Genomic DNA, 19,623 nt, shown 5'->3' with positions numbered 1-19,623 from the left:
GATAAGGGTTGCACTGTTTTTGATGTGACAAAGTTGTGAATAATTTTGCAAAAAGATTTCCGAAAAGGTGTTGTATTTTCACTTTTTTTATATATAGAAAAACAACGGTTTCCGGACATCCAATTTTAACTCCCTGATATTGAATAATAGAAATAAATTTCGTATATTTGCATATCAATTTTTTAGGCAGTCCTATAATCAAATTATAAATAAAACCAATAAACTTATGGCTAACGAACTGGAACAATTGGTGCTGAAAAAAGCGCAGGCATGGCTTGACGGCCACTACGACGAAGCTACCAAGAAGCAGGTTAAATACCTGATTGATAATGATATGAAAGAACTCACCGAGAGTTTCTACAAAGACCTCGAATTCGGTACGGGCGGCTTGCGCGGCATCATGGGCGTGGGTACCAACCGCATGAACGTCTACACGGTGGGGGCTGCTACACAGGGGCTTTCGAACTATCTCAAGAAGAACTTCGCGGGCGAGCAGATCCGGGTTGCGATCGGCCACGACAGCCGCAATAATTCACGCATGTTCGCCGAGCATGTGGCCGATATTTTCGCCTCGAACGGATTCACCGTTTTCCTGTTCGATTCGCTGCGCCCGACGCCCGAACTGAGCTTCGCCATCCGCGAGCTGAAATGCCATTCGGGCGTGGTCGTGACCGCCTCGCACAACCCCAAAGAGTACAACGGTTACAAGGCCTACTGGACGGACGGCGCGCAGGTCACCGAGCCGCACGACAAGAATATCATCGCCGAGGTGGAGAAGATCACCGACGTGGACATGATACTCACGGGTAAGAATCCCGAAAACATCACGATCCTCGACGAGAAATTCGACGAGATCTATTTAAATAAGGTGCACGAATTGTCGCTCTCGCCCGAAAGCGTGAAGAAGCACCGCGACATGAAGATCGTCTACTCCCCGATGCACGGCGCAGGCGTCCGCCTGGTGCCCGCGTCGTTGCGTAAATTCGGCTTCACGAACATCATCATGGTGAAGGAGCAGGCCGTCATCGACGGGAACTTCCCCACCGTCGAGTCGCCCAACCCCGAGGAGCGCAAGACCATGTCGATGGCCATCGACCTCGCGGCCAGGGAGGGGGCCGACCTCGTCCTGGCTACCGACCCCGACTCCGACCGTATCGGCGTCGCGCTGCGCAACAAGAAGGGCGAGTACGTGCTGCTGAACGGCAACCAGACGTTGGTGCTGCTGATGAGCTACCAACTGACCCGCTGGGCCGAGCGCGGCGAGCTGGACGGGAACCAGTACGTCGTGAAGACCATCGTCACCTCGCAGATGGCCAATGCCGTGGCCGACCATTTCAAGGTGAAATGCTACGACTGTCTCACGGGATTCAAGTATATCGCCAAGATCATCCGTGAGAACGAGGGCAAGGCCAAGTATATCGGCGGCGGCGAAGAGTCGTTCGGCTACCTTGCCGGCGATTACGTGCGTGACAAGGATGCCGTGTCGGCCTGCTCGCTGGCTGCCGAAGCCGCCGCATGGGCCATGGATACGATGGGTCTGACGCTCTACGAGTGGCTGCAGGAGCTTTACGTGAAATACGGTTTCTACCGCGAGGGACTCGTGTCGGTCGTCCGCAAGGGCAAGGAGGGGGCCGAACTGATCCAGAAGATGATGGTCGAATTCCGCGCGAACCCGCCCAAGACGATCCTGGGATCGCCCGTCGTGAAGATCAACGATTTTCTTACGCTCGAAACGACCGACGTGAAGAGCGGCGCCATGACCCCCATCGTGCAGGATCGCAGCAACGTGCTCCAGTGGTTCACCGAGGACGGCACGGCCGTGTCGGTGCGTCCGTCGGGCACGGAGCCTAAGATCAAGTTCTATTTCGGTGTGAAGGCTCCCCTGGCGTCGGTTGCCGATTTCGACCGGGTGCAGGCCGAGCTCGACGCCAAGATCGAAGGCATCAAGAAAGACCTCAAGCTGGAGTAGCCGCGCTACCCTGCTGCATAAGGCCCCGGCAATTTTGCCGGGGCTTTTTCATGGCCGTTTCCAACTAATCTCAGGCCGTTATTTGCCCCGAAAATTTGTATTTCTAAATTTTTAGTTTTATTTTTACTAAAATTTTAGTAGCATAAAGAGACAGTAGCATGAAAAACCTGTTTATCCGGCTGGTCGCCCTGTTGGGCGCTGCGATGGCCGTACATGGCGTGTCGGCGCAGGAGCCGCAGAAGCACGAGGCGGAGCTGCGCTTCGACCAGGCGCAGCGCGAGGAGCTTGCCGATGAGCCCTCCCCCGCCGTTACGGCCGGTTTTGCCGCCGCAGGCCGCCCCTTTGCCTATAAACTCAACCGCAAACGCACTTCGGAGGCCGTGGCTTACGACGCCGTGACCTTGTGGAACGTCCGCAAGGTCAAGATCCGGGATCGCCGCATGAAACTTTCCGACTCCACCCGGCGTGAAAAGGTGCGGCTGCTGAAATTTTTTATCGAGCGCGACCGGAAAAAGGGCGCCCGTCCGCACCTGCTGGGCAATGTCGCGGGATATACCTGGTCAAACGCTGTTTATGACGAAGCCGCGCGTACATGGCGCACGGTGCCGAAGCACATTGCGACCTATACCTTGCGGGACGAGTACGATTCGGTACGCCGCAGCGGCGGCGATGTGTCCATGTTCAAGGTGCCCGAGGAGCTGTGGCGCCGATTGTCCCCTAAAGCCGTCTATGTGCTCGACGGCGTACGTGTCCCGGGCAGCGTCTTCCAGTTTATCGACGGGCTGTTCCTGCGCACGCTCGAAGTCCATACCGACCGCGGGACAATGGCACGGTACGATACCGACCAGGGGGTTGTCATCGGGGATGTATACCCCGACCGGATACCCCTGGTGGTCTTCTGCGGCCGGCCCTCGACGATCGGGGCGTGGCTGAAAATCTGCCATACCGGCGCTTTTTCGGTGGATGCCGCAGTGCCCATGCGCTATTTCTACATGCTGCCCGTCGAGGCCGTGCAAATCTACGGGCTGGCGGGTAAATACGGTGCGATCTGCGTCGAGTTGGCTGAATAGCCCCGGGGCTGCCCTTCGCCCGATACCCTGTCCGCATTGCATTGCGGGCAGTTTTTTTATTTTCCGGCAAAATAATTAAAAAAATAGTTGTATAACTAAAATATTAGTTTTATCTTCGTTGCAGGTAAATCAACTAAAAGTGTAGTTATGACAGGAATAGTAAAGAACCGACCGCAGGAACTGACCCGTGCCGAACTGGAGATCATGCAGGTATTGTGGAACAGGGGCGCCGCCGTCGTACACGGCATCCTCGACGAGATGGACGAACCCAAACCCGCCTACAATACCGTTTCGACCATCGTCCGCATTCTCGAAAAAAAGGGCTTCGTCGCACACAAGGCCTATGGCAAGACCCATGAATACTACCCCGTCGTCTCGAAGGACGACTATGCGCGCCGCTATATGGACACCGTGCTGAATAATTTTTTCGGCGGTTCCGTCAGCCGGCTGGTGTCGTTCTTCTCCGAACACAAGGCCATTTCGCTGGAGGAGACCGACGCCATTCTGGACATGCTCAAAAACCGCAAGTGATGAAATCCCCCGCCCTGTACCTGCTCGAAGTGTTCTTTTGCAGCGGTATGCTGCTGGCATTCTACCGGCTGCTGCTCGTCCGCAAAGTCTCCTTCGCGGCCTGTCGCCGTTACCTCGTGGCGGCCGTGCTGCTTTCGGCGGCGATCCCCGCGCTCGATATCCCCCTCTACCCCGCCCGTACGGAGGCCGATCCGCTGCCGCTGGTTGCCTCACAGGCCGTCCCGCCTGCCGAAGAACCTTTCGTCGCGGAGGCGGGCCAGCCGGCCGCCGTTGTGCGCACAACGGCCCCTGCCACCGACTGGGGACGCGTGGCACGCATCGCCGTGGCCGCATTGTACCTGCTGACCGTCGCGGTGTCGCTTGCGATCTTCGCCGTGCGCATCCTCGGGATCAGGCGTCTGCGCCGCCGTTCGCGGATCACCGATTGCGGCGCATATGCCGTGGCGGAGAATCCTCGCGTCGGGACGCCCTTTTCGTTTCTGCGGACGGTATTTCTGGGCGAGGGTTACGAAGGCCGCCGCCGCGAGATCGTGGTCTGCCACGAGGCGAGCCATGTGCGCCACCGCCACTCCGCCGAACGCATCGCGCTCGAACTGGTGCGCAGCCTCTTCTGGTTCAATCCCTTTGTCTGGATCGCCGGGCGCTGGCTTTCGGAGGTGCAGGAGTGGGAGGCCGACCGCGACGTGCTCGATGCGGGGTACGGCCTCACGGAATACAGGACGATCATTTTCCGTCAACTCTTCGGTTATAATCCGGATATAGCCTGCGGGTTGAATCATTCACTCACAAAAAAACGATTTGCCATGATGACACAATTCACAAGGCGCCGGTTCGCATTCGTGCGCTTCGGTGCGGCCATCCCCGTGGTGGCCGGGATGATGATGCTTTGCAGCTTTACGACCAAAACCTCCGGATCTTCCGAGCCGGGCACTGCCTCCCGTATCCATATCTCCGCCGACGGGACGGTGACGTTCAACGGGCGTCCCGTATCCATCGACCGACTGGCGGGCTATGTCGCGGCCGAACGCGCCAAACTTCCCGAGTCCGACCGTGCGGACATGCAGGTGCTCCTGACGTCCGACGCATCCGGCAGCCCTGCTGCCCTCGTCGGCAAGACCGTGACCTTCGGTGCCGCGGGGCAACTGGAGGTGCTCCGCTCTGACAGGGCCTATCCGTCGGATGTCCGGACAATGATATTCGCCGGTAACGTACAAGCCCGCTTCCGGGATGAAACGCCCGACCCGGCCTTGAAAGATGTGCTTACGGAAATACGCTGCGACAGCCTGGTCGTGAACCCTGCCGGCCGGAACTTCGAGTGCTTCGATGCCGGTTTCAGCAATGCTTCCATGCTTTCCTTCGGTAAATGGTATCGTTTCCTGGCCGGCGATTCCGGCCTCGGCTGGAGCCGCGAGATGGAAAATGTTATGGAAACATCGCTGAATACCGCCCTGATACAGGTATTGCCCGACGGCAATATCCTGCTGAACGGAGGCCCCGTATCCGTTGCCGAGCTGGAGCCGAAGCTCGTGGCTTGGCGCGGCGAGCGTTCGCCCGCCGATGTCGGAGCCTGGATTATAGCAGGGAAAGAGGCGAAGATGGACGTTGTGACCGACATAAAACAAGCCTTGCGTGCTGCCAATATCCTGCGGGTCATGTATAACGGAACCGATGAGCGCATGGTTATGCGCATGCTGCCGCCCCGCTCCGCCTCTTCCCCGGGCGTAAATGTGGTTGCCGACGTGCTGGCGGTCGTGCCCGGCAGTGCCACGGCGGAAGATAGCTCTACGGTACGGTCTGAGATCCGGGTCAAGGAGCGCAATGTTTTTCTGGTGCTGCTAAACGGGAACGGGAAGATGATGGTCGGGACGGCTGACGTATTGGAGCTCATCGACCCCCGTGAGCTCACGGCGCGCGTCGGGGCGTTTGTACGCAATGTGTCCGACGACCCCGGGCTGGCCGAGAAGGTGGTGACGGAATTCGACCTACCGGGCGGCGGGAAGATGGAATACCCCGTGAGCCAGGGGATCGTATCGTTGCAGACGGCGAGCGACACCCCGTTCGACAGTTATCTCGATGTTCAGAACCGCATTGCGCAGGCATTCGACGATATCCGTACCCACTTGGCGCAGCGGCAGTTCGGGAAGCCTTACGGAGAGCTTTCCGATGCCCAGCGCCAGGTGGTCATGCGGGCCGTCCCGCTGAAGATTTCCGAAGCCGAACCCCACGTTTCCCGATAGTCGAACACCCTGCCGACGCCCGTTGGCAGTTGGCAGTTGGCAGTTGGCCGGTGTCCGGTATCCGGTACCCCGGATCGCCGCCTCAGACCGCCGGCAGACCGCTTTCCGTCCTCCGTTATTCCGGATCGCCACCCCAGGCCGACGCCCGCTGGCTGCCCGGCCTCCGATACTCAGGTTTGCCACCCGATGCCGACGCTCGCCCGCCGTCAGACCGCTTCCCGGTCTCCGTTATACCGGATCGCCGCCTCAGACTGCCGTCAAACCGCTTTCTGGTCTCCGCCCAGGCCGACGCCCGCCGGCGCACGGCTGACAACAGCCGGTTTACCGATTTACCATAAGCGGACACCCCGTACGGAGGCCTTGGCCCTGTGCGGGGTGTTTTGTGCCGCGGTGCGGTGCAGTTGTGGTTTCGGAACGGCCCCTGACGGGGCGGGCAGTTTTCAGGTCGGTTCTCCGGAACCGTCACCCGGGATTGGTTCTCCGGGGTCGGATCGTCCTATTTTTTGTGGCTGACACTTCGGGACGACCCGTTGCGGCGGTTTCCCGTGAAGAGTTCGGTGCGGCTCGCCGGGGGCTATTCTCCGGGGTCGAATCGTCCTATTTTTTGTGGCTGACACTTCGGGGCGACCCGTTGCGGCGGTTTCCCGCGAAGGGTTCGGTGCGGCTCGCCGGGGGCTATTCTCCGGAGTCGAATCGTCCTATTTTTTGTGGCTGACATTTCGGGGCGACCCGTTGCGGTGGTTTTCCGTGAAGGGTTCGGTGCGGCTCGCCGGGTGCTGCTCGCCGGGGGCTATTCTCCGGAGTCGAATCGTCCTATTTTTTGTGGCAGATATTTTGGAGCGACCCCTTCGGCTGTTTGCGGGGGCAGGCGGCTTTTCGGGATCAGAGCTTCGGATTGTGCAGGTGCCGCTCTTTGTCGCGCGAGGTTTTCTTGGCGAAATTCGCTTCCACTGCTGCCGTGAGGTCTATACCCGTCTGGTTCGCAAGGCATACCAGTACCCATAGTACATCGGCCATTTCGTCGGCGAGGTTGCATTTCTCCCCTTCCTTGAACGACTGGTCGCCGTATTTGCGTGCCATGATGCGTGCCAGCTCCCCCACCTCTTCGGTGAGCACGGCCATATTCGTCAACTCGCTGAAGTAGCGCACGCCGTACTGCCTGATCCATGCGTCTACCCGTTGCTGCAATTCGCTCAGTTCCATCGTTGCTGATTTTTCCCGAAAGGTACGAAAAAATCCCGCTCCCCGATATGCGGCGGAGCGGGAAACAGAAACAAACCCGTATTTCTTGCTACTGTTTTTTCAGCACGATGTTGGCGTTGAATGCCTTGGCACGTCCCGTCACGAAATCGCGGTATTGGCCGAACATTCCGCGGGGATAGGTTCCGGCGTGTATGCGTGTGCGCTGTTCGATGGTTATCAGCCCCTTTTCGACTTCGACTTTCAGCGAGTAGCTGCCGAACGGCTCCGTGACGCTGCATGGTTTGGGGTGGGCTTCGACCTGCATGTTTTCGGGTACCCGGATCCTGACGGTGGTGATGTCCGAATAGCCCATCCCGAGGTAAATGTCGTGGTGCCGCTCCTTGTCGCGGTACTGCGGCAGGTTCGTGAACGGCGTCTGGGGCACGAAGCAGCGGTTACCCGTGATGTTGAAATATTTGGGCGACCCGATCGCGTAGCCTACCTCGATCGACGGCAGCGCTTCCTTGCGTTCGTCGCAGGTGATCCCGGTCACCTTCACCATCGGGATTTTCAGCTCGCCGAGCAGGTAATCGGTGCGTTTCCGCTCATCCATTTTCGGGAATTCCATCAACTGTTCATACTGTCCCGCCTCGTACCGTTCGGTGATGTGTCCCTCGGCCGACCCATCCTCCGAGATCGTGATTTCGACCTCCTGTACCATCCTGTTCAGCGAGTCGGCATACTGCGGCAGCGTGACCAATTCGCCCGTGCCGTTGCGGAAGACGATTGCGTCGTGCCCGGCGATTTTCCGGTGTATGTAGCCGAACGGCACCTCGGTGTTCGTACATTCGAGCCATAGCGTATCCCGTGCGAGGGGTACGCGCAGGATGGCATGGTCGGCCTGGTCGGGCGATGCGAAATCGGGCGACATCCTCCGGCGGCTGGTGTGGATGATGGCATAATCCGATTCGATACCGCACTCTCCGAGCATGGCGTGCATGTAGTTGGAGAGGGCTTTGCAGTCGCCGAATTTAGTCTTGAAAACCTCTTCGGCCGTTGCCGGCTGCTGGCCGCCGATGCCCAGCTGGATGCTGACGTAACGGGTCGATTCTCCCAAGTAATCGTACAGGGCGCGGATTTTCTCGCGGTCGGTCGCCAGGCCGTCCGTGCGGCGGTGCACCTCGGCCCGAAGCGCTTCCGGGAGCCGGGCGCGTCCTTCCAACAGTCCGCATTGCCATGCACCGTACGATGCCCAGTCGCGCATGCTGCCCCGTGTCTTTTCATATTCGAACTCCTCGGGTACGGCGAATACCAACGGCACGAGATCCAGGATCGGGGGCGACGCGGGTTCCGGTTTTATGGCCGGTACGTTCTTCAGCACCCAGCGATAGATGTCGCGGCCGTCGGCAGACTCCTTCGCGGGGGCGCCGATGTGGAGGCCTTTGTAGCGGAACTGCATCCCGGCGGGGACGGAGACCGTGTAGACTCCCTTTTCGAGGGCCGTGCCCTTCGAACCCACCGGGATGAATGTCGGGAAGTTGAAGAGCCCGTTCTTGTAGGCCATTTCATATTCGTAACGTACCGTGTAGGGGTACGACGGGGCGTAGACCTCCAGGTAGTAGGTCGCAATGTCCGAGGCGAGGCTCCCGCCCGAAAATTCGGTGTATTTCAGGTCTGAGCGCTTGAACTTGCGCAGCGTGCGCCCCTGTGCGTCGCAGAGCGTCCCCGAAAAGTTTTTCAGGCTGCTCGTCGGGCTGACATAACAGGTGAAGGAGCCCTTGTCGGTGGCCGTATTGTTCAGTATGGTAGTCTCTTCGACGAATTTGGCCGAGGCCGAGGTCGGGGTGTTGTAGACGAAATCCACGGACATGAGCCGGGCCACGGCGTCGCTGTTTTTCAGCAGCGAATCCGGGATGCCGGGCACTTGTGCCCGTGCCATACAGGCGCAGGCCACGCCCAGCAGGGCGGCAAACATGCTGCGCATCATGACTGCGGGGTGTTTTTGCGGATTACGAACTGGCTGTTGCTCAGGTCTGCGACCATGCCGAAGAAAGAGTTGAGGTTGTCGAATTCCGACGGCAGGTAGATGATCCGTTCCATGGAGTACTGGAAGTTGAACTGTATGAATTTGCCTACGGCCTGGGCGATGTATTTGCAGTTTGCGCCCTTTTCATAGGCGAATATATTGATGTTTTGGGGCATTTCTTCGACCGTATACCCTTCCGGCAGCTCCAGCGAGCAGCGGATCGAATAGACCATCGGGTGCGAGAACTCGATGGGCAGCGTGCGGGACTGCGCATTGAGCCTGTTCGTCGACATGAAGGGGATGATCGTCGCGTTCACGTACAGGAATTCGTCCGTGCCCGAAGGCTGGCTGGAAATCCTGTATTTCCGGACGAGTTTTTTCGTGCCCGTTCCTTCGAGGTGCAGTTCTTCGATCTGGATGCCGTGTTCCTTCTCCAGGCTTTCGACGTACTCCTCCTTCGATTTTGCCTCGGTATAGGCCGTATTGGCCTGGAGTGCCGGTTGGTTGATATGCTGTTCGATGAATTCGCCGCTGACCGTGCCTTCGGTGTCGAGCTTGAGGATCATGTTGATGACCGAGGCGTTCTTGGCGATTCCCGTGAGGTCGCACCAGCCGTTGTCGCCGTTGACCCCGTAGACCCGCGCGCGGTCGACGAGCAGTTCGGTGGGCAGCAGGTCGATGTCCGAGTTGGGGTTCGTACCGTCGACGTAGGCGAATTTCCCTTCGTCGAGCGACACGCGCACTACGAAGGCGTTGATGCCGTCGATCGTAGGATGCGTATAGGGGATGCGCCCCATATGGCGGGGGCTGAGCAGGATGGGGGTGACCTGGAACCCGGCGTCCTTCAGGGCGGCCATCAGCACGAAGTTGATGTCCGCGCTCGACCCGGTGCCCTTACCTGCTGCGGCCCGCGGCCCCTGCGAGAAGAGGCGGTACTTTTCGTTCCATTTCATTTTGGACTGTACGAGGCGCAGCACCGCGTGGATTTTCTCCCCGGGGCTGCCTTCCCCGGCCTTTATCGCGGCGACCTCGTCCTTGAACGGGTTGCCGATGCGGCAATGGGTGTCGAACGAACTTTTCTTCAGCATATCGTTCACGTTCTCCCATGTGGAGGTGTAACTGCGTATGGGGATGCCCGGGAAGGCGATCTGCGACAGCTCGAATTCGAGCATCGACCGAAAATCGTTCAGGCACCAGACGTACGCCTCGCGTTTGAGCGCCGGGATGTCCGTGGCATCGGCCTTGATTTCGCGGACGTTGAATGAGATCATGTCCGAACCGCTGCCGACCGAACCGTTCGTGCTCCCGTCTTCGATATTGACCTTGACATAGCCTTTGAGGTTGAGGTTGAACTTGAAGAATTCGGGGATCAGGGCCTGCATGTGGCAGCGGGCTACGGGTATGTCGTGCTGGAAGCGGAACGACGGGATGTAGGTGGGATTCTTCGACGTCTTGCGGAATTTGTACTCGATGACGGTGCCTTCGCGCACTTCGGGGATCGAGAATTTGACGAGTTTGTGGTTCTCGCCGACCTGCTCGGTGAAGATGTACTGTTTTTTGAGCGGGGTCTTCACGATCTTGCCGTCGACCAGGTTGTAGGCAACGGCATCTATTCCGAACACGCTCTCCCTGACGGAATATTCGTCCGTGTAGGGGATGCTCACATTGGCCTGATCCGTCCCGTCGGATTTGAGGATCTTGATACGGGCTCGGTAATCGCTCGTGAGGCCGATTTCCCTGTCGATCTGGTAGAAGAGGCTGTTCTCCTCGTAGAGGTAGACGGCGGCGGCATCGGGGTCTTTGTCGTAGCTCGTCATGCGGAGTTCTTCGGCCGAAACTTTTCCGAACCGGTAATCGGGGGTTTGGGCGTACAGAGCGACGCACGCAAATGCCGCTATGAGCGACAACAGGGAGGGTTTTTTCATGGTGGGGCGTTTTTAGTTATGTCAAGTTAAGAAAAAAATTCCTACTTTGAACACATTTACGCCCGAAATTTCTATTTCCCGGCTTATTTTACCCGTATCAGGTTCAGCCCGTCGCGCAGGGGGATGATCACGTTTTCGACCCGCGGGTCTTCGGAGACCATGCGGTTGAACTCCACCACGGCCTGCGTGTGGCGGTCGCTGCGGGCTATGGGCTGCACGACCTTGCCCGACCAGAGGATGTTGTCCGCGACCAGCACCGAGCCGCTGTGAACTAGGGGGGCGGTGCCGCCGTCCCCCATCAGCATCCGGTAGTAGTCCGGATATTCGCGTTTATCCCCGTCGATGAATACCAGGTCGAATTCCATGCCCAGCGCCGGGGCGATGTCGAGTGCCGAACCGATGTGCAGCCGGATCTTCGCGCCGTGCGGGCTGCGGTCGAAAAAGGATTGAGCCAGTTCTTCCAGCTCGTCCTCCACCTCGATGGTGTGCAGTTCCCCGCCCTCTTCGAGCCCTGCGGCCATCGAGAGCGCCGAATACCCCGTGAAGGTGCCGATCTCGAGGATGCGCCGCGGCCGGAGCATCCGCACGAGCATCTCCAGCAGGCGCCCCTGTATATGGCCCGACAACATGCGGGGCTGTACGACCCGCAGGTTGGTCTCACGGTCGAGCTCGTGCAGCAACTCCTCTTCGGGCGAGGTGTGGTCGTGGATGTATTGTTCGAGCGCGTCCATTATCTGCCGCAAAATCCCTCCTTGTTGAACTTGTACGACGCTTCGATGGCCTCGGGGGTGTCGGCCGAGAGGGCGAGCAGGCACTCGCGGGTGAATTCCAGTTGTCCGGTGCCGTTGGCCGTTACGACGTTGCCGTCGCGCACGGCCTGGCGCTCCTCGTAGAGCTCCTCGCCCGTGTAGTTCGCCCCGCCCCACTTTTGCAGCATTCCGAGGGTGTTGCCCGTGTGCCGGACACCGTTCAGGAAGCCGTGTGCGGCCATGAACGACACGGCATTGCAGATGGCGCCGACGACGATCCCGCGTGCCAGCGCCTCGCCCACGAGCGGCACGATCCGTTGCGCCGCCTCCGACTGCCACTGCATACCCCCGACGAGGATCAGCCCTGCGCACGCTTCGGGCAGCGCCGAGGCGTCGCAGTCGGCCGCGGCCCGCAACCCGCCGATCGACCGGACGGGACGGCCGTCGGGGGTCATGTATTTCACGCCGTAGGATGCCGGGCGTCCCGGCATCGTGCCCGCCCGCAGCGCCGGGGCGAGGAATGCCGCCTCCCAGTCTGCGAAATCGTCGAGCAGGACGAATACGATCTCCTTTTCCATATCTCTATTTATAGATGAGTCTCGACATGCCGGAGAAAACCTCTTCGGCGACCTCGGTGAGCTGTGCGGCGGTCAGTGCGCGCACTTTGGCGTAGACCTGTTCCATGGTATCCACGTCGTCGTGCGTCAGGAAACTTTTTCCGGCCCCCAGCATGTACCCTTCGTTGCTCTCGCTCGATATGGCCAGCTGTGCGATGAACTGTTTTTTCGCCATCGACAGCTGGCGTGCGGTGAGCGGCGTCGTGCGCAGCCTGTGCAGTTCCCCTTCGATCAGGTCGATGCACTGCGCCGTATTGCCGTTTTCGGAGCTGAAGTAGATCGCCACGATGCCCGAGTCGCTGTACGGCGTGTAGCTGGCTTCGATGTTGTACGACAGTCCGTTCTTCTCGCGCACCACGACGTTGAGCAGCGAGTTGGCGCACGGCCCGCCGAGGATGTTAATCAGCAGTGCCAGCGGCAGCCGCTTTTCCTCGCCGATGCCGTAGGCGCGGTTGCCGATGATGCAGTGCGTCTGGTGCGTGTGCTTCACGACCGTCTTTTCGAAGGCCGCGCAGGGTGCCGGGGCTACCCTGCCGAAGCCGCGTGCCGAAGCCGCCTGCCCGGCGAAATAACGTGCCGCGACGGCTTCGGCGGTTTTGGCCGAGAAGTTCCCGATCGACGAGAAAACCATCTGGTCGGTGGTGTGCGTGCGGCCCGTGAAGGCGCGTATCGCCTCCCCGTCGTAGCGTGCGAGCGCATTCTTGCGCCCCAGGATGTTGTGCCCCAGCTCCGACCCTGCGAAGAGCATGTCCTCGAACGTATCGTAGATCAGGTCGGCAGGCGAATCCTTGTAGGTGTTTATCTCGTCCGCGATCACCTCCTTTTCGCGTTCCAGTTCCCGCTCGGGGAAGGTCGAGCGGAAGGCTACGTCGGCGATCAGTTCGGCCGCCCTGGGGAAGTCGCCGCGCAGCGTCGTGGCGTGTATGGTCGTGTCCTCCTTGGTGGTGAAGGCGTTGAGCTCGCCGCCGAGGTTTTCCAGCCGGCAGTTGACCTGCCAGGCACGGCGGCGCTGCGTGCCTTTGAAAAACGCATGTTCGGTCAGATGCGCCAGCCCGTACTGGTCGGGATGCTCGTCGCGGCTGCCGGCGTTGATGACCAGCGCACAGTGCGCCACGTTGCTTTTCACCTGGCGGTGGATGCCCCTGATGCCGTTGGGGAGTCGGTATGTGAAGAATTCCATTGTTGTTGCTTGTCGGGGAATTTCCGCCTTTACAGGGGCGGTGTTCGTTATAATTTCGTACGCAGGCGGAGGTATTTTCCCGTGTAACTCGCCGGGCATTGCTCCAGGTTGCGGGGCGTGCCCTCGAATACGACCCTGCCGCCGCCCGTACCGGCCTCGGGCCCGAGGTCGACGACCCAGTCAGCGCATTTGATGACGTCCATGTTGTGCTCCACGATGACGATCGTATGCCCCCGTTCGATCAGGGCGTTGAATGCCGCCAGCAGCTTGTTGATGTCGTGGAAATGCAGCCCCGTCGTCGGCTCGTCGAAGATGAACATCACGCCGCCCTGGGCGCTGTCCTTGGTCAGGAACGATGCCAGCTTCACGCGCTGGCTCTCGCCGCCCGAAAGGGTCGACGACGACTGCCCGAGCTTGATGTAACCCAGCCCCACGTCCTGCAACGGTTTGAGCCGTTCGACGATGCGTTTGCAGGTCGAGTCCTTTCTGTCCTCGCCGAAAAACGCAATGGCGTCGTCGACGGTCATCTCCAGCACGTCGTAGATCGACTTGCCGCGGTATTTCACTTCGAGTATCTCGTCGCGGAAACGCTTGCCGCCGCAGGCCTCGCACACCAGTTCGACGTCGGCCATGAACTGCATCGAGACCTTGATGACCCCCTCGCCCTGGCACTCTTCGCAGCGGCCTCCCGCGATGTTGAACGAGAAGGACGACGCCCCCAGTCCCGTATGCTGGGCGTAGGGCTGGTCGGCGAACAGCTTGCGGATCTCGTCATAGGCCTTGATATAGGTCACGGGGTTCGACCGCGACGACTTGCCGATCGGGTTCTGGTCGATCATCTCGACCGACCTGAGCAGCTGCACGTCGCCGCCGATGCCGTCGAAGTCGCCGGGCTTGACGCCCGTGTCGAAGAGCAGGCGCCGCAGCGCCGGGTAAAGGATGCCCTTGGCCAGCGACGACTTGCCGCTGCCGCTCACGCCCGTGATGCAGGTCATGACGCCCAGCGGAATCCGCACGTCGATGTTGCGCAGGTTGTTCTCACGCGCCCCTTCGATGAGGATCGAGTTGCTCCAGCCGCGTTCGGTGGCGGGGGGCGCTATCGCGCGGCGCCCGGTCAGGTAGTCGGCCGTGAGGCTCTTCCTGCTTTTGAGCAGTTGGGGCAGCGTGCCGCTGAAGACCACCTCGCCGCCGTTGTAGCCCGCCTTGGGGCCGATGTCGACGATGTAGTCGGCGGCGCGGATCACCTCCTCCTCGTGCTCCACGACGATCACCGTGTTGCCCAGGTCGCGCAATTGCTGCAAGACCTTGATCAGGCGGTTCGTGTCGCGCGGGTGCAGGCCGATCGAAGGCTCGTCGAGGATGTAGAGCGACCCCGTGAGGTTGCTGCCCAGCGACGTCGAGAGGTTGATGCGCTGGCTTTCGCCGCCCGATAGGGTCGACGAAAGGCGGTCGAGCGTCAGGTAGCCCAGCCCCACGTCGGCCAGGTATTGCAGGCGGTTGCGGATTTCCACGAGGATTCGCGCCGCGGTCTTCGTGTCGTGCCCGTCCAGTTCCAGCCCGGCGAAGAACGCGATCAGTTCGTCGACCGGCATCACCACCAGGTCGGCGACGGTCTTGCCGCCCACCTTCACGTAGAGCGCCTCCCTGCGCAGGCGGCTGCCGCCGCATTCGGGGCAGGTGGTCTTGCCCGTATAGCGGGCTTTCATCACGCGGAACTGAATCTTGCGGCGTTCCGAGTCGATGTAGGCGAAAAAGTCGTCCAGTCCGTGGAAATATTCGTTGCCGCGCCACAACAGGCGTTTCTGCTCCTGCGTCAGTTCATGGAACGGCGTATGGATCGGAAAATCGAACTTGTAGGCGTTCTCCACCAGCTGCTCCTTCCACTTGCGCATCGTCTCGCCGCGCCAGCAGGCCACGGCGTCCTCGTAGATGGTCTTGCTCTTGTCGGGGATCACCAGGTCTTCGTCGATGCCGATCACCTTGCCGTACCCCTCGCACCGGGGACATGCCCCCAGCGGGTTGTTGAAGCTGAAAAGGTGTTCCGAGGGGTGCTCGAACTGGATGCCGTCGGCCTCGAAGCGCGACGAGAACTCCGTGGCGCCCTTGTCGGTGATGACCGTGCAGATCCCCTCGCCGTAGGAGAACGCCCGGGCTACGGAGTCCCGCATGCGGGTCTGCGTATCGTCGTCCGCGGCGATGCGTGCCCGGTCTATGACCACGAGGATCTCCTCCGCCCGGGTCTTTTCGTCGACCTGGGGCAGGATATCCTCGATGAGCCGCGTTTCGCCCTTCGTCCAGACGCGCATCAGGCCGTCGGAGAGCAGCAGCGTGAGTTTCTCGATGATCCCCTGCCCCCTGCCCAGCGTGAGCGGCGCCGCGATCACGACGCGGCCGCCCTCGCCCTGCTGCTGGATGTAGGCCGCCACGTCGTCCACGCTGTAACAGCGCACCTCCTGCCCCGACACGGGCGAAAAGGTGTGCCCGATGCGGGCGTAGAGCAGCTTCAGGTAGTCGTATATTTCGGTCGTGGTACCCACCGTCGAACGGGGATTGCGCGTGTTGACCTTCTGTTCGATGGCGATGGCCGGCGCGATGCCCGTGATGATGTCCACGTCGGGCTTGCTGATCTTCCCGAGGAACTGGCGCGCATAGGCCGAGAGGCTCTCGACATAGCGGCGCTGCCCTTCGGCGAAGATCGTGTCGAAGGCCAGCGTCGATTTTCCCGAGCCCGACAGGCCCGTGACGACGACCAGCTTTTCGTGCGGGATCTCCACCTCGATATTCTTGAGGTTGTGCACCCGCGCACCTTTGATATAGATGGATTTTTCGTGTGCCATTTATTGCTCTTCGGGGACGGAGCCCCCGGCTTTTTTCAGTTTTTCAATCAGTTCCGCCGCACGGCTTTCGCGGATGGCGAAGACCATCGTGCACAGGTTGTCGAACTCCTGCGATACGATTTTCGGCTGCTGCTCCTTCACGACGCGCATGATGTTGTTCAGGACGATGTAGGGGAAATCCACGCGGACGGTGCGGTCGACGGTGCGCTCCACGATCCGGGCGGCCCCGATCGCCGCGGCCGCCGACTCCCGGTAGGCTGCGATCAGCCCCGGGACGCCCAGTTTCGTGCCGCCGAAATAGCGGACGACCACCACCAGGCAGTCCGTCAGCGAGTTCGCGAGCAACTGTCCGAGGATCGGCCGCCCGGCCGTCCCCGAAGGCTCCCCGTCGTCATTGGCGCGGAAATGCTCACCCCCGGGCCCGAGCCTCCACGCATAGCAATGGTGTGTGGCGTCGTAGTATCTCTTGCGCAGGGCGTCGAGTATTTCGCGTATCTGTCCCTCGTCCTGCACGGGATAGGCATAGGCGAGGAATTTGCTGCTCCGCTCCCTCGATGCCGCCTCGGCGGGCGCCGCGATCGTCAGATAGCTGTCCCCTGCTTCCACCCTTTAGCGTACTTTCTTGAAGAGGCGCTCCCAGCGGATATTCGACGGGAACGACTTGTTCGCGTCGAGCGACAGCCATACGAACGAAGCCTTGCCGACGATGTGGTCTTCGGGCACGAAGCCCCAGAAGCGCGAGTCGGCCGAGTTGTGGCGGTTGTCGCCCATCATCCAGTAGTAATCCATGCCGAACGTGTAACTGCCGGCCTCGGCGCCGTCGATGTAGATGCGCCCGTCGCGTTCTTCGAGCTCATGCCCTTCGTAGGTTTCGATGATGCGGCGGTACAGGGGCAGGTTTTCGGCCGTGAGCTGCACCGTGGCGCCCTTCTGCGGAATCCAGATCGGCCCGTAGTTGTCCTGGCTCCAGCGCGGTTCCGCCCACTGCGGGAAAACGTCCGTGTTGGGCGTGTAGATATAACGGCGCACGGAGAGCACGTTGCCGAGCGCCCTGACCTTTTCGGCCGCCTCGTCCGTGAGGAACATGTAGTACATTGAGCCGTTGCCCGTGTATTCGGTGATGCCGAGGTTGTCGAGGGCATATTGCGTCAGGGGCGAAGTGACCTGTACGACATACTGGTACTGGATGCCGGGGAACGGCTCCTGCGGCGATCCGTTGACCCACACCTGCCCGTCGCGCACTTCGAGCGAATCGCCCGCGATGGCGACGCAGCGCTTGATGTAATTCTCGCGCTTGTCCACCGGGCGGCTGACGATGGTGTACTTTTCCGCGAGGCGCTTGCGTCCCTCCTCCTTGCCGAACGACTCTTCGTAGCCGCGCAGCACGTCGTAGTAGGTTACCGCCTGGTTTTCGAGCAGTACGGTGTCGCCCGCCGGGAAATTGAAGACCACCACGTCGTTGCGTTTGATCCTGCGCAATCCCTTGAGCCGGTGGTAGGGCCACTTGACCGCCTCGGAAAACGATTTTTTCGTCTGCGAGAAGGGCATCGTGTGGTGTACGAACGGGAACGACAGCGGCGTGTTGGGCATCTGCGGGCCGTAGGTCACCTTGCTCACGTAGAGGTAGTCGCCGATCAGCAGCGACTTTTCCATCGACGAGGTGGGGATGACGTACATCTGGAAGATGAAGATGTGCACCAGCGACGCCACCACCGTGGCGAAGATGATGGCGTTGACCCATTCGTAGACGGTCTTGTAGGTTTTGCTCCGCTGGCAGAGGCGTACGTTGTGGCACCACACGTAGCGGTAGAAGAACTTCGAAATGTAGAGGTCGAAGATCACCACCAGCCCCAGCAGCAGCCAGAGGTTGCCCGTCCATACGACGAACCACAGCGTGTAGAGCAGCGAGGCGAGCGTGAAGCCGACCCATTTGTTACGGAAGAATGCCTTGATCTTTCCCATGTCCTAATCTTATCTTATTTCAGCAGGTCGTCCATCGAGTAGACGCCCTGTTTGCCGCAAAGGAACTCGGCGGCTATTACGGCCCCTATTGCTAACGTGCGGCGGTTCTTAATCGTATGTTTGAGCTCGAGAATATCGTCTTCCGACTCGTAGGTCACGGTGTGTATGCCCGGTACCATGCCCTCGCGTACGGAGTCGATCACCACCTGGCGGGGCGTCGCTTCGGCCGGGCTCCCGATGCGGTTCGCGGCGTGTTCGATCCCCGGGGCATAGTTCACCCACTCCGTTTTGGCGGGCAGGCCGGCGATGACGCCCTCGGCCAGCGTGATGGCCGTACCGCTCGGCGCATCCTTCTTCTGGGTATGGTGTATCTCCGCGATGCGTACGCCGTAGCCGCCCACGCGGCCGATCATCTCCGCCAGATAGCGGTTGAGGCGGAACATCAGGTTTACGCCCAGGCAGTAGTTCGAGGCGTAGAACAGCGCCCCGCCCTTTTCGCGGCACAGCTCCTGGAGCTCCGGCAGACGATCCGTCCAGCCCGTCGTGCCGCTCACCACGGGGATGGCGTTCTCGATGCAGGTGCGGATATTGCCGTAGGCGGTCGTGGGCATGGTGAATTCCAGCGCCACGTCTGCCTGTGCGAGGTTGGCGGCGTTCAGGTCGGCCGCATTGTCCGTGTCGATCACGAGCGCTACGCTGTGGCCGCGTTCGAGGAGTATCTTCTCGATCTCGTGCCCCATCTTGCCGTAACCTATGATAGCTGCTTTCATATTTTTCCGGATTATAAAGTCGTGCAAATCCCGTACGGGGGCTGCGGAGCCGGGCGCAGGTGCAGACTTTGCCTGCACGCTGCCGGGGCTGCCTGTCCGGGCGGGAATTTATTGTGAGGCAAAGATAATACAAGCTGCGCCGACTGCCAAATTTATTTGGCGGTTGTGGCCGTGCGGTTTATTTTCCGGGGAAATCGGCGCCCGTACGGCATACCTCCGCCCCGTCCTCTCCTCCTGTTCTCCTCCGCCATGCCCTGTTTCCTCGGCACGCCGAGTCGCTGCCCTCCTCCGCCATGTCCGTTCCCTTCGGCACGCCGCTCCTCTCTCGCCCCATCGCGGCCATCGGATTACCTGCTGCCCTCCCCTGCATCGTTTCCCGCCCCGGCCTTTTCCCGGACATCCGCCCGGTATCCACCCTACTCATGACAGACTACCCTCTTCTGTATCTGCCCTGCCCCGGTATTCCCTTTCTTGGCATCCGCCCTCCTCGCCCCCGCCCTTCCCCGTCCCTTCCCCGTCCCTTCTCGTCCCTTCTCGTCCCTTCTCGTCCCTTCTCGTCCCTTCTCGT

14 protein-coding genes are annotated in these 19,623 nt (G+C 60.4%); 4 read left to right on the top strand and 10 right to left on the bottom strand.

Translation table 11 applies throughout. From position 1 onward, the window contains the following. Window positions 1-226: 226 nt before the first annotated feature. The 4 genes from NQ559_RS15980 (at window position 227) to NQ559_RS15965 (ending at window position 5,807) form a co-directional block, all read left to right on the top strand. Complete coding sequence (locus NQ559_RS15980; RefSeq protein WP_018697196.1) at window positions 227-1,969, top strand: phospho-sugar mutase; 1,743 nt, start codon at window positions 227-229, stop codon at window positions 1,967-1,969. Between the two features lie 158 nt (window positions 1,970-2,127). Beyond that, on the top strand, window positions 2,128-3,039 hold the full coding sequence (locus NQ559_RS15975; RefSeq protein ID WP_018697197.1) for a hypothetical protein: 912 nt from the start codon (window positions 2,128-2,130) through the stop codon (window positions 3,037-3,039). Window positions 3,040-3,186: 147 nt separating this feature from the next. Continuing rightward, a complete protein-coding gene (locus NQ559_RS15970; RefSeq protein ID WP_018697198.1) occupies window positions 3,187-3,570 on the top strand; it encodes a BlaI/MecI/CopY family transcriptional regulator in 384 nt (127 codons plus the stop codon). Beyond that, entirely contained in the window at window positions 3,570-5,807 is a 2,238-nt protein-coding gene (locus NQ559_RS15965; RefSeq protein WP_018697199.1) for a M56 family metallopeptidase, read from the top strand. Before NQ559_RS15970 ends, NQ559_RS15965 begins: the two co-directional genes overlap by 1 nt. An 882-nt stretch (window positions 5,808-6,689) precedes the next feature. Here NQ559_RS15965 and NQ559_RS15960 read toward each other — a convergent pair. The 10 genes from NQ559_RS15960 to dapB all read right to left on the bottom strand — a co-directional run bounded on the left by NQ559_RS15960 (window position 6,690) and on the right by dapB (window position 19,055). Further along, window positions 6,690-7,010 carry a nucleotide pyrophosphohydrolase gene (locus tag NQ559_RS15960; protein WP_018695800.1) on the bottom strand — a complete coding sequence of 107 codons (321 nt, stop codon included), beginning with the start codon at window positions 7,008-7,010 and terminating at the stop codon, window positions 6,690-6,692. Window positions 7,011-7,098: 88 nt separating this feature from the next. Further along, a complete protein-coding gene (locus NQ559_RS15955; RefSeq protein WP_018695801.1) occupies window positions 7,099-8,976 on the bottom strand; it encodes a transglutaminase-like domain-containing protein in 1,878 nt (625 codons plus the stop codon). Beyond that, entirely contained in the window at window positions 8,973-10,940 is a 1,968-nt protein-coding gene (locus NQ559_RS15950; protein ID WP_026318353.1) for a DUF3858 domain-containing protein, read from the bottom strand. The genes NQ559_RS15955 and NQ559_RS15950 overlap by 4 nt, the downstream gene beginning before the upstream one ends. 83 nt (window positions 10,941-11,023) lie before the next feature. Beyond that, entirely contained in the window at window positions 11,024-11,671 is a 648-nt protein-coding gene (locus tag NQ559_RS15945) for an O-methyltransferase (RefSeq protein ID WP_018695803.1), read from the bottom strand. Beyond that, window positions 11,671-12,267, bottom strand: coding sequence for a type 1 glutamine amidotransferase family protein (locus NQ559_RS15940; protein ID WP_018695804.1), 597 nt, complete (start codon window positions 12,265-12,267; stop codon window positions 11,671-11,673). The genes NQ559_RS15945 and NQ559_RS15940 overlap by 1 nt, the downstream gene beginning before the upstream one ends. A 4-nt stretch (window positions 12,268-12,271) precedes the next feature. Next, window positions 12,272-13,486: a M16 family metallopeptidase gene (locus NQ559_RS15935; protein WP_018695805.1), complete on the bottom strand. Its 1,215-nt coding sequence runs from the start codon at window positions 13,484-13,486 to the stop codon at window positions 12,272-12,274. Window positions 13,487-13,533: 47 nt separating this feature from the next. Then, the gene (gene uvrA / locus NQ559_RS15930) at window positions 13,534-16,323 is read right to left on the bottom strand and encodes an excinuclease ABC subunit UvrA (protein WP_018695806.1); all 2,790 of its coding nucleotides are present in this window, start codon (window positions 16,321-16,323) and stop codon (window positions 13,534-13,536) included. Beyond that, window positions 16,324-16,929 (bottom strand): IMPACT family protein, encoded by a 606-nt coding sequence (locus NQ559_RS15925; protein WP_018695807.1) that lies wholly within the window; start codon window positions 16,927-16,929, stop codon window positions 16,324-16,326. It lies immediately after the preceding gene. Between the two features lie 3 nt (window positions 16,930-16,932). After that, window positions 16,933-18,285, bottom strand: a complete 1,353-nt coding sequence (gene lepB / locus NQ559_RS15920; RefSeq protein ID WP_018695808.1) for a signal peptidase I — start codon at window positions 18,283-18,285, stop codon at window positions 16,933-16,935. Between the two features lie 14 nt (window positions 18,286-18,299). After that, window positions 18,300-19,055, bottom strand: a complete 756-nt coding sequence (gene dapB, locus NQ559_RS15915) for a 4-hydroxy-tetrahydrodipicolinate reductase (RefSeq protein ID WP_018695809.1) — start codon at window positions 19,053-19,055, stop codon at window positions 18,300-18,302. Window positions 19,056-19,623 lie beyond the last annotated feature (568 nt).

Source organism: Alistipes onderdonkii (assembly GCF_025145285.1).
GTDB classification, from domain to species: Bacteria; Bacteroidota; Bacteroidia; order Bacteroidales; family Rikenellaceae; genus Alistipes; species Alistipes onderdonkii.
The sequence above is the reverse complement of the archived record's forward strand: the minus strand, read 5'-3'. Positions and strand labels throughout refer to the sequence as shown.